General features: G+C 28.8%; 11 protein-coding genes. 5 read left to right on the forward strand and 6 right to left on the reverse strand.

Annotation, left to right across the window (positions count from 1 at the left end; translation table 11 throughout):
- The first annotated feature begins 29 nt into the window (after window positions 1-29).
- Together ACULEV_RS18405 and ACULEV_RS18410 are read left to right on the forward strand one after the other, a co-directional pair.
- Window positions 30-2,834 carry a GH92 family glycosyl hydrolase gene (locus ACULEV_RS18405; protein ID WP_445456514.1) on the forward strand — a complete coding sequence of 935 codons (2,805 nt, stop codon included), beginning with the start codon at window positions 30-32 and terminating at the stop codon, window positions 2,832-2,834.
- A 43-nt stretch (window positions 2,835-2,877) separates the two neighbouring features.
- Window positions 2,878-5,250 (forward strand): ATP-binding protein, encoded by a 2,373-nt coding sequence (locus tag ACULEV_RS18410; RefSeq protein ID WP_445456515.1) that lies wholly within the window; start codon window positions 2,878-2,880, stop codon window positions 5,248-5,250.
- Here the strand turns inward: ACULEV_RS18410 and ACULEV_RS18415 are convergent.
- From ACULEV_RS18415 to ACULEV_RS18440, 6 genes are all read right to left on the reverse strand, one after another.
- Window positions 5,231-6,559, reverse strand: coding sequence for a sigma-54-dependent transcriptional regulator (locus ACULEV_RS18415; RefSeq protein ID WP_445456516.1), 1,329 nt, complete (start codon window positions 6,557-6,559; stop codon window positions 5,231-5,233). The genes ACULEV_RS18410 and ACULEV_RS18415 overlap by 20 nt on opposite strands.
- A gap of 111 nt (window positions 6,560-6,670) precedes the next feature.
- The gene (locus ACULEV_RS18420) at window positions 6,671-6,967 is read right to left on the reverse strand and encodes a hypothetical protein (protein ID WP_445456517.1); all 297 of its coding nucleotides are present in this window, start codon (window positions 6,965-6,967) and stop codon (window positions 6,671-6,673) included.
- 190 nt (window positions 6,968-7,157) lie between these two features.
- Complete coding sequence (locus ACULEV_RS18425) at window positions 7,158-8,135, reverse strand: TerC/Alx family metal homeostasis membrane protein (protein WP_445456518.1); 978 nt, start codon at window positions 8,133-8,135, stop codon at window positions 7,158-7,160.
- A 176-nt stretch (window positions 8,136-8,311) separates the two neighbouring features.
- Window positions 8,312-9,304: an NAD(P)H-dependent glycerol-3-phosphate dehydrogenase gene (locus ACULEV_RS18430; RefSeq protein ID WP_445456519.1), complete on the reverse strand. Its 993-nt coding sequence runs from the start codon at window positions 9,302-9,304 to the stop codon at window positions 8,312-8,314.
- A gap of 332 nt (window positions 9,305-9,636) precedes the next feature.
- Entirely contained in the window at window positions 9,637-10,257 is a 621-nt protein-coding gene (locus tag ACULEV_RS18435) for a response regulator (RefSeq protein ID WP_445456520.1), read from the reverse strand.
- Between the two features lie 3 nt (window positions 10,258-10,260).
- Entirely contained in the window at window positions 10,261-13,119 is a 2,859-nt protein-coding gene (locus ACULEV_RS18440; protein WP_445456521.1) for a ligand-binding sensor domain-containing protein, read from the reverse strand.
- 188 nt (window positions 13,120-13,307) lie between these two features.
- Between ACULEV_RS18440 and ACULEV_RS18445 the strand changes: the two genes are divergently transcribed.
- The 3 genes from ACULEV_RS18445 (at window position 13,308) to ACULEV_RS18455 (ending at window position 15,951) form a co-directional block, all read left to right on the forward strand.
- The gene (locus ACULEV_RS18445; protein WP_445456522.1) at window positions 13,308-14,111 is read left to right on the forward strand and encodes a hypothetical protein; all 804 of its coding nucleotides are present in this window, start codon (window positions 13,308-13,310) and stop codon (window positions 14,109-14,111) included.
- Between the two features lie 49 nt (window positions 14,112-14,160).
- A complete protein-coding gene (locus ACULEV_RS18450; RefSeq protein ID WP_445456523.1) occupies window positions 14,161-14,964 on the forward strand; it encodes a hypothetical protein in 804 nt (267 codons plus the stop codon).
- A 216-nt stretch (window positions 14,965-15,180) separates the two neighbouring features.
- Window positions 15,181-15,951, forward strand: coding sequence for a LamG-like jellyroll fold domain-containing protein (locus ACULEV_RS18455; protein ID WP_445456524.1), 771 nt, complete (start codon window positions 15,181-15,183; stop codon window positions 15,949-15,951).
- The last annotated feature ends 91 nt before the right edge of the window (window positions 15,952-16,042 follow it).

A 16,042-nucleotide genomic window follows, 5' to 3' on the forward strand; every position in this document is an offset into this window, starting at 1 on the left:
CAATTTTATAGTCTAATTTAAACTGTAAAATGAGGAATTTTCTATTATCAATCCTTTTTATCGCAAATATCACATTTGCACAAGACTTTGCAAAATATGTAAATCCATTTATTGGAACTGGTGGACACGGTCATACTTTTCCTGGAGCGACTGTTCCTTATGGAATGGTACAATTATCTCCTGATACTCGAATTGATGGAAGTTGGGATGGTTGTTCAGGATATCATTACTCAGATAGTGTTATTTATGGATTTTCACACACCCATTTGAATGGAACCGGAGTGTCTGATTTTGGTGATATCATGATAATGCCTACAATGGGAAAACCTTCTTTTGATAATAAAATATATTCTTCTTCATTCTCTCATGAAAACGAAAAAGCTTCAGCAGGATTTTATAGTGTAAAATTAGACAAACACAATATTGATGTTCGATTAACAGCTTCTACTCGAGTTGGATTGCATGAATATATTTTTAATAAAAGTGGTCAAGCCAATATTATTCTCGATTTAAACCATCGTGATAAATTATTGGAAGGAGAAGTGAGAATTATAGATGATAAAACTATTGAAATTTTAAGAAGAAGTGAAGCTTGGGCAACTAATCAGTATGTTTATGCGCGTTTGGAATTTAATGTTCCCATGCAAATTAATTTAGCTAAAGCTAATGATACTAAAACAGATAAAGTATATAGAGGAACAGAATTAGCCTTAAGTTTTTCCAAACTAGTAAAAAAAGGAGAAAAAATTCTTGTAAAAGTGTCGCTTTCTCCAACGAGTTATGAAGGAACTAAATTGAACAGTTCAGAAATTAATCATTGGAATTTTGAGAAAGTAAAAAAAGAGGCAGAAACGCTTTGGAACAAAGAATTATCAAAAATTGAAGTCACTTCAGATGATACAAATAAACTAGCTATTTTTTACACAGCATTATATCACACGATGATGCAACCCAACATTGCCCAAGATTTAGATGGAAAATATCGAGGTAGAGATAACAAAATTCATCAAACAGAAGGATTTGATTATTACACGGTTTTTTCGCTTTGGGATACTTTTCGAGGTGCACATCCATTATATACTTTAATAGATAAAAAACGAACATCTGATTATATTAATACTTTTATCAAACAATACGAACAAGGTGGCAGATTACCCGTTTGGGAATTAGCTTCCAATGAAACCGATTGTATGATAGGCTATCATTCTGTTTCAATAATTGCAGATGCAATGGTAAAAGGTATCAAAGGTTTTAACTATGAAAAAGCATTCGAAGCTAGTAAAGCATCCGCAATGCGAGATGTTTTAGGTTTGAAAGCTTATAAAGAACAAGGCTTTATTTCTATTGACGACGAACACGAAAGTGTTTCAAAAACAGTGGAATATGCTTATGATGATTGGTGTATCGCACAAATGGCTATGCTTTTAGATAAAAAAGAAGATTACGACTATTTCATGAAGCGTTCTCAAAATTGGAAAAATCTTTTCGATTGGGAGACGAGTTTTATCAGACCAAAGAAAAATGGTGGTTGGGACAAACCTTTCGACCCAAAAGAAGTCAATAATAATTTTACCGAAGGCAATGCTTGGCAATACACGTTTTTCGTTCCTCAAGATATAGAAGGAATGATTCAGGCTTATGGCGGACCAGAAGATTTTGAAGCGAAATTAGACGAAATGTTCAACAGTGAAAGTAAAACTACAGGTCGCGAACAAGTAGATGTTACTGGTTTAATAGGACAATATGCTCATGGAAACGAACCAAGTCATCACATGGCTTATTTATACAATTACATTGGAAAACCAGAAAAAACAAATGAAAAAGTAAAATACATCTTAGATACTTTCTATAAAAACACACCAGATGGCTTAATAGGAAACGAAGATTGCGGACAAATGAGTGCTTGGTATGTGTTGAGTTCAATGGGAATTTATTCAGTTACACCAGGACAACCATTTTTTCAAACCGTAAAGCCTTATTTTGAAACTATTAAAGTGCATTTTGAAGATAAAAGAACTTTAATTATCAATGAAAAAACTGAAGTAATGAAGTTGGAGGAAATTGCTGTAAATGATTATCATTTTAGAGAGAATTATGAAGGGAAAATTGAAAATAGTTTTGTGAAAGACATCATTCCAGTTCCTATAATTGAAGCTGAAAGCAAATCTTTTAAGAATAAATTAAAAGTCGAATTAAAAGCAAAGGATGAACAGAACATATTTTATTCATTTACTAATGAAAATGATTTTCTAGAATATACTACTCCTTTTGATATTTCAGAATCTACTCATATTTATACTTTTTCAACAAATAAATGGAAAGAAAAAAGCAACACCATTTCTGCACAATTTTTTAAAAAACCAACTAATTATACAATCAACATTAAATCGAAATACAATCCGCAATATCATGCAGGTGGTGCAGAAGGTTTGTTAGATGGCATTTTAGGAACCGAAAATTGGAGAAAAGGAGAATGGCAAGGATATCAAAATCAAGATTTTGAAGCGGTTGTAGATTTACAAAAAGAAATTAAAATTGAAAAAATAAGTGCCAATTTTCTTCAAGATACAAGAGCTTGGATTTTAATGCCAACATATGTAGATTTTTATGTTTCAAAAGATGCTAAAAATTTTACTAAAGTTGCGTCTGTAAATAACACAATAGACCCAAAAGAATATAATACAGTAATTAAAGATTTTAAAGTTTCAGTTAAAGAAAGTGGTCGTTATGTAAAAATTATTGCTAAAAATTTTGGAAAATTACCTGAGTGGCATCAAGGACATCCTTTTGATGGCAACGCTTTTATATTTATTGATGAAATAACTGTAAATTAATTTCGTTTAAAGAGTATTACTTATTGTAAAAGTAAGTTTTTAAATGACAAACACTTCTAGATATACATCTTTAAAACTATTACTAAGTTATTTATTATTACTTGGTCTAATGGCTTTTGCTGTTTGGTATTTGTTTCATCAGCAATTAAAGTTAAATCAATTATTAAAATCTGATTCCATGGATGAAAATCAATTGGTTTATACAGAATTAATAAGAGATTTATATGAAACAGATAATCGATCTAAAGTTGCTTTACAAACTAAAAGCAAGAAAAATGTTACTTTGTTTTTAAATAAAAACGACAAAATTTTACTAAAATTAGATAGCCTAAAATCGGGTTTATTACAACCAGATAATCAAATTATAGATACGCTACAGCAACTCTTAAATTATAAAAAAGAGAATGTTTTACAATTGTTAAAACTTCAAAAAAATTCAAACAGTTCTTTACCTATTGCTCAAGTAGTCTCGAAAATTGAAAATCTTGAGGATGTTAAAGGGAAACTTAAAATTGAAAATTTATTTATAAATACAGAAGATTTTAATCCTTATCAAAAAAGAGTAGCACAAGATTTTGTGGATTATTTAAATGAAAATGTTCCAAAAGATAGTAGTAATACAATTTCAGCTAAAGAAGCAGATTCTATTTTAACGGCTTCAAAAATAATCCTATTAGAATCTCAAAAGAAAAGTAATCAACAATCTATAGCTATAAAAAACAAAGAAGTTGAATTACTTAGGAACGAACTTTTTATTGCACAAAAATTATCAGACATTATTTCAAAATTAAGAGAAACAATTACAAAAGAACAAGAAAAAGCGAGAGTTAGTAGAGTGGAAAACCAGCGTGACTCCTTAAAATTAGTAACTATTGCTGCAATAATCTGTTTGCTTTTAGTTGTCTTTTTCTTCATTCTTTTATCTACTGATTTTCTTAAAAATAAAACATACAGGCAAGAGCTTGAAATTCAAAAGCAAAAAACAGAAGTGCTTCTAGAATCTAGAGAGCAATTAATGGCTTCTGTAAGTCATGATATTAGAACACCTTTACAATCGGTTATAGGATATAGTTCACAATTATTAGAAAAAGAAGAGTCTTTTCAAAACAGAAATAAACTGATAAAGATAAAATCGGCTACACATTACATTGAGCAATTGGTTTTAGATTTGTTAGATTATGTTCGAATGGAAAAAGGAAAAATTAAAGTTTTTTCACAAGAATTTGAATTAAACGAACTATTAGAAGAAACAGCTCAAAGTATCGCCGATTTACATCAAGAAAAAGAAGTTATTTTAAAATATGCTATTCAGGAAACTGAAGATTTGTTTTATTATGGAGATTATAATAAAATTAGGCAAATCCTTTATAATTTAATAGGAAATGCGTTCAAGTTTACTGCTCAAGGAAGTGTTACTGTTGAAACAAAAGTTCAAGAAAATAGACTATTTATTTCTATAAAAGACACAGGTGTTGGTATTGCCTCAGAATCTTTTGAAAAAATATTTGAATCTTTTACTCAAGAAAACGATCAAATTGAACTATTATATGGTGGAACAGGATTAGGTCTTTCCATTTGTAAAAAATTAGTTCATTTATTAGATGGAAAAATAACTTTGGAAAGTAAATTAGGCGAAGGTTCTATCTTTACAATTAATTTGCCTTATATTTTTGCTAATGAAATTAAAGTAGAAAATGAGATTGAATTAGATAGTTGTTTAATTTTAGACGATGATAGTTCTCAAATTGAACTTACAAAATCTTTACTTCAACCATATTTTAATTCTATTGTTACTTTTACAGTTGGTAACAAAGCATTAGAATTTTGTAAAAAGAGACTTCCTTCTGTTGTTTTTTCAGATATTCAAATGCCAGAAATGAATGGTTATGATTTTGTATCAAGATTAAGAAAATTGCCAAACACACAAAATATTCCAGTAATCTTTATTAGTGGTCAAGTTCCTGATGATGAAAAAAACAAACCAAAAATGTACACAGATTTCTTACTGAAACCTTATACATCAAATCAGTTATTAGCATTGCTTTCTAAAATTTCAGGTAAGAAAATAGAGAAGCACACAATTACAAATGAAGATTCTTATGGTTCAGTTTTAAAACGCTTTATTGGAGATAACCCTAAAGAAATTCAACGATTTATTCAACAATATAAAGAAGGGTTAACATTAGATATAATCTATCTAGAAAAAGCTGTTGCAAATAAAAATTGGCAAGAAATCGCTGTCTTAAGTCATAAAATGCAAACTATGATAGGACAACTTGAAGAAAAAGAATTATATACTTCCTTACAACTTCTTGAATTGGAATCAAAAAAAGGAAATGTAACCATAGATTATAATGCGCTTTTTCAAAAACTGAATGCTTTTAAAGAAAAATTAGTTACAAATGATACTGTGTAATTTTATTATACATAGTTTTTCTTGATATTCCTAGTATCTCTGCTGCTCTAGTTTTATTTCCATTTGTCATTGCTAGTGCATCAACTATTGCTTTCCGCTCAACTTCATCTCTTAATCCTAAATCTGAATGTTCTTGTTCTTCTTTATAAGTAGTAATTTCATCGGGTAAACAATTTATTTCTATAACATCTCCTAAGCTTAAAAGAGTTGCTCTTTTAATATAGTTTTGAAGTTCTCTCAAATTACCTGGCCAATGGTATTGTATTAAAGCTAATAAAGCTTCTTTAGAAATTTTAGTAACATCTTTATTTAATTGTTCAGCTGCTTTCTCTAAAAATAAATAGGAAAAGGCTTCAATATCTTCTTTTCTTTCTCGTAAAGAAGGAATAGAAATCGAAAATTCATTTATTCTATGATATAAATCTTCTCTAAAAGAGCCATTGGCAACAGCCTTTTTTAAATCCTCATTGGTCGCGCAAATTAATCGAATATCTATTTCAATTTCTTTATTGGAACCTATAGGTTTAATTTTTCGTTCTTGTATAGCACGTAATAATAAAATCTGATTTTCATAGGATAAATTACCTATTTCATCTAAAAATAAGGAACCACCATTTGCAGCTTCAAAACAACCTATTTTATCGTTTATGGCTCCTGTAAAGGAACCTTTTATATGTCCAAAAAATTCACTTCCTGCAATGTCTCTTGGTATGGCACCACAATCTACTGCAACAAAAGGTAAATTGGTTCTATTGCTTTTTTTATGAATAGTTTTTGCTGCAACTTCTTTACCTGTACCATTTTCTCCTGTAATTAATACAGAAAGTGGAGTTGGCGCAACTAAATCGATATGTTTTTTAAGTTTGATAGAAGCAATTCCTTTTCCCCAATAAAAATCTGATTTAACAGAAGTTTTGTTTTCTTTTTTGAAAGCTATTTCAGGTTTTTTATCATTAGAAAGTATTTTTTGTAAAACTAATAAGGCCTCTTCTGGAACAAAGGGTTTAGAAATATAATCTGCTGCACCAGTTTTTATTGCTTTTACGGCAGTTTTAACATCAGCGTAAGCCGTCATTAAAACAAACGGTATTGATTTGTTTTGTTGTTTTAAAATGGAAAGTAATGCTAAACCATCCTGATCAGGCAAACGTAAATCGGAAAGAATAATATCAAAGGATTTTGAATCTAATTCTGCTAAAGCTTCTTTTACAGAAAAAGTAGGTATAGCATCATAATTATTACGCTTTAAAAATTGTAAAAGCATATTGTTAAAAGTAGTGTCGTCTTCAACAATTAAAATTTTTGGCATTCTTTTTTAAATAAAAGTAAAGATTTTTATTAGTAATCTTCTTAAAAATAATATAAAAAAAATGCTACCTCACAAGAGATAGCATCTTCTTCAAAAGAAAGTGAATTTATATTACTCCTTTTTCAACCAATTTCCGTTAGCATCAGCGTATACTGTTTGTGTAGCTCCACCAACTATCAACTCCAACTTAAACTCTTTACTTTCATTTACAAATGCTTTTTGAATTTTAGCATCTTTAAAATCTTTTTTTACAGCTTCTTGTACAGCGCTTGGTAACTCCTCTACTGGCAATTCTTTAAACTCTTCTTGAAGAACTACATTTTGAGTTTCTACTGAATTAACTTCTGTTGTTGCAAATGTTGTTAGTGTTGCAAAAGCGAATACCGCTGTTAAAATTACTTTTTTCATAACTTACTTTTTTAATTATTTATTAGTCTGCTTAAGTAAAAGAAAAAAGCGTGCCATAAGAAAAATCATTAAATTTAAAAATTTAAACATCTATATGTCAGATAGTTATCTGTTTTTGTTAAAATACACAATTGTGTAAAAGAGAAAGGAGAAGTACAACAAACGTGTAAATATGTTACATTTTTAGATATTAATCCTTAATAGGAAATAGTAATGACCAAACTACAGAAGTAAGTATTACACCACCTACAACTCCTAAAGAGACTAAAGAAGATATGTGTATGAATGGAGCAATTATCATTTTTACACCTATAAAGCCTAAAATAAGAGCTAATCCATAATGTAAACGGCTAAACATATACATGAAGTTGGCCAGTAAGAAATAAAGCGAACGAAGACCTAAAATTGCAAATATGTTAGAAGTATAAAGAATAAAAGGATCATTTGGAGCAATGGCAAAAATCGCAGGAATACTATCTACTGCAAAAAGCAAATCGGTAAATTCAATAATTGCAACAACAACAAATAAAGGAGTTGCCATTTTTATTCCATTTTGAATAGTAAAGAATTTATCACCATCAAAATTTGGACTCACCTTAAAAAATTTGTGAACTAATTTTGCTCCTGGACTTTTAGAAAAATCTTTGTCTCCATCATCTCCACTATTACTAAACCAAGATTTAAATCCAGCTACAATTAAAATAAACCCAAATATGGTTAGTAAATAATTAATGGTTACAGTTTTTCCAAAAAGTTCCATTTCGGGTAGATAAGTATAATTTAAGATCCAAACACCAGAGAAAATAAAAATGGCTCTAAATGCTAATGCTCCTAAAACGCCCCAAAACAAAACTTTATGCTGTAATTCTTTAGCAACATTGAAATAACCAAAAACTAAAATAAATACAAACAAATTATCAACTGATAATGCTTTTTCTATCCAATAAGCACCTTGAAATTGAGAAAATTTTTCAAAACCTAAATAATAATAGATAATACCACTAAAACCCATTGATAAAGAAACCCATAAAATCGACCAATAGGCTGCTTCTCTACTAGTTATAGCATGGCTTTTCTTATTTAAAACGCCTAAATCTAAGAGTAACATTCCAATAATTACTACAGAAAAAACACTTAGAATTACTGGATGATTAATTAGTGAGTCCATATTTTTTAGAATTTGTTTGCGAAAATATTATCTATTTTTTTACCCAAGAGATTAGACTGTAAATGGTTTATTTTCAATACTTTATGTCAATTTTTAAAACAATTAAAAAAACCTATATAATTGAAATTCAACTACATAGGTTTATTTTTTATATAATCTAATGAAAAGTTAATTTTTTAATTTAATTTTTCAGTTAATTTCTTAAATTCTGCTTTAGCTTCTTTTCCTTCATATAGAATGCGATAAACAGCATCAATTATTGGTGTGTCTGCTTTGTATTCTTTATTTAACTGATAAGCACTTTTTGCTGCATAATATCCTTCTGCAATCATGCTCATTTCCATTTGAGCCGATTTTACAGTATATCCTTTACCTATCATATTACCAAACATTCTGTTTCTAGAAAAAACGGAATAACCAGTAACTAACAAATCTCCTAAATAGGCAGAATTATTAATGTTTCGCTTCATGCGATGTACTTTTCGAATAAATTTCTTCATTTCACGAATTGCGTTACTCATTAATACAGCTTGAAAGTTATCTCCATAACCTAAACCATGAGCAATTCCTGCAGCAATTGAATAAATATTTTTTAAAACAGCTGCATATTCAGTACCAATAATATCATCTGTCGTTCTAGCCTTTATATAATAAGAACTTAAATTTTTGGCTACATATTTGGCTTTTTCTTTGTCATTACAAGCAATGGTTAAATAAGATAAACGTTCCATAGCTACTTCTTCAGCATGACAAGGTCCAGTAATGACACCTATGTTGTCAAAAGGAATATTATATTTAGTATTAAAATGTTCACCTACAATTAAACTAGACTCAGGAACAATACCTTTAATAGCTGAAAAAATTATTTTTTCAGAAATAGGAACTGTTAATTTTTCTAATTCAGCACTTAAAAAAGCAGAAGGGATAGCAAATATGATATAATCGGCAAATGTTATTGCTTCATTAATATCATTAGTAAGAAATAATTTATTGTTATCAAATTCTACAGAGCTAAGGTAGTTAGGATTATGCTTTTGATGTTTGATACATTCTAAAGCATATGTGCTCCTCATATACCATGCAATTTTATCCTGATTTGCACATAACATCTTTGCAAGAGCTGTTGCCCAACTTCCGCCACCAATAACTGCAAACTTTGGTTTTTCCATTTATTTATGATTTACGAAATTCAAAGGTAAAGAAATACTTTTAATATTGAAATACTTAAATGATATAGCTCATAAAGTGGATAAACTAACTTTAACATTTTTTTAATTTTTTCTATGCAATTTAAATTAGTTTCATGGCGTTGTATAGATATATTTTAAATAATTTGGGTTAAATTATTTAGTTTTTGGTTGGTTAGTTAAAAGCGTTCAAAATTCAATTTTGAACGCTTTTTTGTTTTATTTTTTGATTCCTTATAAGAATGAATTTATAATCAAGTTTTTATGGAACGGATGTAGAGTGTATAATTATTGTAAAAAAGAAGAAACTTTGTTTAACCATTAGATTTATTCTTAATCAAATCAATTAACTCATCTTTATTAGTTACATGTAGTTTTTCGTAAATATTACGAACATGAAATTTTATTGTGTTAACACTTACACTTAAGGCTTCTGCTATAGATGCGTAGGTTTTTCCATCTGATAGCAAATCCAATACCTGATTTTCTTTATCAGTTAAATTGTAAATCTGCTTTTTTTGAAAAGACTCTACAACCATTCTAGCAATATTAATGCTCATAGGAGCTCCACCAGCTTCTACTTGGTACAAAGCTTCAATTAATTTTTCACCTCCGCTACTTTTAGTGACATATCCTACTGCTCCTGCGCATAGAGCATCAAACACATATCTAGAGTTTTCATGTACTGTTACCACTATAATTGAAATAGATGGAAGCAAGCTTTTAATTCTTTTTATCCCTTCAATCCCATTCATTCCTGGAAGTGATATGTCAATTAATACAAAATCTGGTTTTATCTCTTGAATCTTAATCAAAGCATCTTCACAAGTATTAAATTCCCCTACCACTATAAAATCTTCAGTATTATTAATTATTTTAATAAATGAATCTAATACTACTTGATAATCTTCTATGAGTACAATTTTTTTTCTCATTTTTTACATGTTTATTAGTCCTGTAAATATAACCTTAGTCTCTTTACCAGTAATTATTTGCAATTCACCGTCAATCTTCTGTGCTCTCTTTTGCATATTATTTAAGCCATTTTTTCTTTTTAATTCTGATTCTATAAATCCTTTTCCATTGTCTTTTAATTCGATTTTTAATACATTCTTCTTTAAATTAATTGACAAAATAACTTCAGTTGCATTGGAATGTTTATAACTATTTGTCATTGCTTCTTTAAAAAGTAATAATAATTGGCGACTCCAATAGTTAGGTAATTTTTTAATTTCTTGACTAATCTCTTTTTCCACTTTAAAAGTAATTTCAGAATTTTGAAATAACTCTTCACCGAAATCTGACAAATAAATAATTAATTCTTCTAGATAATCGCTTTTACTATCAATACTCCATACAAAATCTCTTATGCCAAAATACAAACTTTTCGAATCTTTTTGGATTTGCTTAATTGCCTCAAAAGAATTTGACTGTTTTATAAACTCATCTTTTAGCATTAACTCTGAAACAATGGTTATACCTGCTAATTTATTACCTAATTCATCATGAAAATCGCTAGCTACATTTTCTCTTACTTCACTAAGTTCTTTTTCTAATTTTTTTTGACTAGCTATTGAATTTTTTAACAACTGGTTTTTTTTATGAATGGTTAAAATTCTATACACTAGAAAAAGTAAAATGCTAATAGAAATTATGGACACACCCCACCAAGTCTTATACCAAGGAGCCACATTTGAAAAACTATAAATAGTAGAATAACTCCAATCACTTGATAATCTTCTTACTCTAAATTGTACTGTATGCGAACCATATTGATAATTTGAAAAATTATACTCTCTTTCTTGCGTTGACACCCAATGATTATCTCCAATTTTATACTGTATTAATAAGGTTTCTCCTGAAAAGTCAATTACATTTAATTTAAATTGATCTTTTTTGCTACTTATTTGTATAGAAGGTTTGTTATCTGGTTTAAAAGGTAAAGTGTTTTTTATTCTTTTAGCACCATTACTTCCCACTAACCAAATAAAGTTATTATTGTCTTCTATAATTTTATTAACATAAGAAAATGAACTTCCATTTTCTTTAGTAAAGTTGTAAAAATTCCCATTTTTAAATACAGAATACCCTTTCTGATGTGACAACCAAACAATGTTATGATGGTCTACAAAAACATGATTTAAGTTGTCTGAAGGCAATCCATCTTTTTTAGTATAAACTTTTATAGAATCTTTATCTATGACATTTAAACCTCCAATAGTTGCCACATACACTTTGTTTTTTGATACGGTAAAAGACTTTATATTAGTATTAGATAAGCCTTGTAAAGAAGCCACTCTTCTCTTCTCTTTAAAATTTTTTGAGTCGTAAATAAAAAAACCAAAATTAGTGGCGACCCATAATTCATTATTAATTAGTTGTACGTCATTTATTTGAGTTTCTTCTTTAAAATTAATCTTTAGCGGGGTCTTATTTTCATGAACAAAAACTTTTAGTATATATCCCCAAAAAGATACCGATATGTCAGACCCATTAATTCTTTTTTTATAGAAGGAACTTAATAATGATACATTGTCTAGTCCTTTACCAGCGTTACCATGATGTTTATTTAAAGAAGTAGCTGTAACGATTAATGAATCTTTGTTGGAAGAAGTAGTATTAAAACCCTTTAAAAAACACGAAAGAGGGTAAATATTACTATGTTCGTTAGTGTTAAGGGAATAAATGGAAGTTAAGGATAAAAAATATAGGCTATTATTATTTAATTGGGTTACATCATGCAATGGTATATTATCAAAAAAAGATTTAGTATCATGTTCATAAGTACTAGGAATAAAATAAACTCCCTGACCATATAATGAGATCCAAATATTTTCATCTTTATCTTTTATAATATCACTGACAAGCGTATTTATTTTTTGTTCAGAAGAAAAATTAATTTCTTTTTTACTTATCTTATCATATAATATTATTTGGTCACTTATTTGAAAGTCATCTTCTAAAACATAGACATTGAACCTATTGGTCTTTACAAATCTTTTAAACTTAAACTTATTTTTTACCGTTTTTACCATTATAGATTTAACCTCTAGGATTTTTTTATCATTAAAAACAATTTCTTCTGTATCTGTCAACGCTATATAAATTCCTTCCTTATAGACTAAATCGTTAATTTCTTTATCATTTAAAAAGGGAAACTCTTCTTTGTGGGAAAACTTTTTAAAATCTAATGAAATAATCCCTTTTGTTTTTTGAAGACCAAAATTATTACCTCCTATATAGAATAATTTACCATTAGTTTTAATTGGACTTAAAACTCTTGAGTTAACAGATCCTATCTTTTCTTTTATATTAAAAAGTATAGCGTCCTCATTAGTTTTAAAATTTCTTTTTTCTTCAATATAATTATTTCCACTTTTATACAAAACATGGAAGCTATTTTGGCCTGAACTAGCTATAATTGTATTTTCTTGGATATTAATTTTACTAATTTTTGAAAAATAATTAGTCGAACCTTTGGACATTAAAACAGAATCATTTTGGATAAGTTGTACACCACCACCCCACATTCCTACAGCTATTTTTTTATCCTTAGTTTCATTAATATCAATAACATAATTAGAACGCAATCCTTCTTTTATGGTAAATGTTTTAAATTCATTACCATTATATTTTACCAATCCATTATCTGTACCAATCCAAATATATCCAAAAGAATCTTGAAATAAGCCATAGGTTATATCATGAGGCAATCCATTAGAAGTTGAGTAGTGAATAGGTTTATTTTGAGCAACACCATACCAACAAAAAAAGAATACAATAATTCTAAGGCACATATTTTTAAATTAGAAACTTCGGTAAAGTAAAAAAAATAAAACTCAAAAAACCACTAAAACGGCATTAAAAACATGATTTTTAACATTGTAAAACTAAAAACTACCCATTATGGGTGGGAAAAAAAATGTACTACAAGTCTACCTTTGCTTTTTAAATTATACAAAAACATTTATTAAAAACCCATATTATGAAAACTTCTTTAAAAGCAGTCATACTTCTTTTTATAACCCTTTTTTCTTGTAGTAAAGAGGATGAAACAAAAGTAACACCTACTCCTGAACTACCTACTATAGTTACTATCCCTGATGCTAATTTTAAAGCTAGTCTATTAGCTCATGGAAATAGTATAACTGGAAACGGAATTAGTAAAATTGACACCAATGATGATGGTGAAATTCAAATAAGTGAAGCGCAAGTTTATGCAGGAACCATTAATTGCTTTGATAAGAACATTAGTGATTTAACAGGAATTGAAGCTTTTATAAATATAACAGGTTTGGGAGTTGTAAACAATCAATTAGCAAGTTTGAATATTTCCCAAAATACTGCTCTTGAGGTATTTAATTGTGGAGGGAACCAATTAACAAGTTTAGATGTTTCGCAAAATACTGTATTAAAATTTCTTTACTGTTATGAGAATCAGTTAACAAGTTTAGATGTAAGTCAAAATATAGCTTTAACACAATTAAATTGTCAATCCAATCAATTGACAAATTTAGATGTAAGCCAAAATGTAGCTTTAACACTTTTAGCTTGCCTTTCCAATCAATTAACAAGTTTAGATGTGAGTCAAAATGTAGCTTTAATACAATTACATTGTTATGACAATCAATTAATCAGTTTAAACCTTGCTAATGGTAATAACGATGAACTAATAGTTATGAAAGCATCAAATAATAATTCACCTTGTATTAAAATAGATTCTGGGTTTACGCCTCCTAGTTCTTGGGAGAAAGACGCTACGGCTAGTTATAGTACAAGTTGTCTTTAATATGTTACAATGGTATAAATACATTTAAGAACCATAAAAAAAGAAGAGTATGAAAAAAATAGCAATAATAATAAGCATGGCATTTTTGTTATTTATAAGTTGTGAAAATGATGACGTTAATGACACAATGCCAAATAAAAATCAATTTTTGGTGGATAAAGTATTTGATTATAACAACAACTTATTGGCAGAGTATTTCTACAATGAGAATAATCAATTGATAAAGCGTAAAGATACCGATCCAGTAAACAATAAAAGTTCAGATTACAAATTGGAATATGAAAATAACAGAGTAAATAGAATAATTTATACAGACCATACTTTTCCACAGTTTAACCATTTCACGAAGATTTATTATAACGAACAAGGTCAAATGGTTAAGGCTGGTACTTTTAAAAATGGGCAATTAGTTGGCAGTAAAAACTATATATATTATCCAGATGGTAAGATGAAAGGTCTTATTGATGACAATAATGTAGAATATCTAACGCTTCTGTATGATGGCACCAAAAATGTAGAACGAGTTAAACTTCTAGGCTCTGGAAATAACTTACCAGAAGATGGTGGTCAAACTGAGGATCAATACTTTGATTATGAATATGACAATGCATTAAAACCATTTTTTGGAATAAATGATATGTTACCATTTGAACCATTACCATATTTTGGTACTGAAGCAACCTTGGCAAAAAATATCTCTCAAAACAATATGACGGAGAATAGGGAAAGTGGTACGAGATGGATTTACCAATATAATGAACATAATTTTCCAAAAACAATTGAAGTACAATGGGATAATATAGAAACGGTAGAACCTATACTTTGGAGAATAACTTATAGAGTTACTGAATAAGTAGCTTTTTTATTCATTATGTATCACGCATAAAACTTACATCAACTTTAGAACAAATACCATCATTGGATTTCTAAAGAGGTAGTGCCATCTAGATGGTTGTATGCACAACATGGATACATAAAGGAGATGAAACAAGAATCGCTTTATATGAAAAAGTATTCTAGCAACAAGTATTTAAAAATTAACCTATTAATTAAAAAAATATAATTTGTCATGAAAATTAAAAACCTATTGTATGTTACTACAGCTATTCTTATTGTTTCTTGTAGTAAAGATAGCAAAGACCAAGAGGATGATTTGAAAAATATACCATCAGATGGATTGGTAGCCTATTACACCTTAGATAACGAAGCTTTGGATAAAAGTATAAATAATAATGATGGAGAAATTATTGAAGCTAATGGTTCAACCGACAGAATGGAGAAAGAAAATGGAGCATTGGAATTTAACGGGATTAATTCTAAGGTAGTACTCACAACGCAAATAGATGATGCACTTTCGACTGGCTTAACTTTTTCAGCATGGATCCATTATACAGGTGAAACTACAGGAAGGGTATTAAGCAATTATAATGGAGAGGGGCAATCAGGAAACTGTAATGAGAGAATTGGATTTAATTTTGGAGTAACAGATGATAAACAATTAAACATTCATTATGCGATTGATGGAGATAATTTCATTGGTAGAAAAACCAATCCAAATGCAATTAATGCTAATGAGTGGGTTCATATATTAGGAACATGGGACGGAACTTTAACTTCAAGTGGGTTTAAATTATACATTAATGGTATACAACTGGATACCGAGAATCACGAAACGGGAACTATTCCATGCGATTATCTTCAATCGTTAATTCCATTTTATATAGGAATGGGACATTGTGCTGCTGGAGAGTGTGCACCTTTTGAAGGGAAGATAGATGATGTTAGAATTTATAATAAGGAGCTAAGTTTAGAAGATATAAAACTCTTATCAGAGGAATAGCTGACAGCACCAATAATAAATATAAGTAATGGCGGAAAAGTAGCAATGCAAACATTAATATTTTTAAATAAAATTTATCTAAAACTTGATA

The organism is Flavobacterium sp. HNIBRBA15423 (assembly GCF_052655965.1).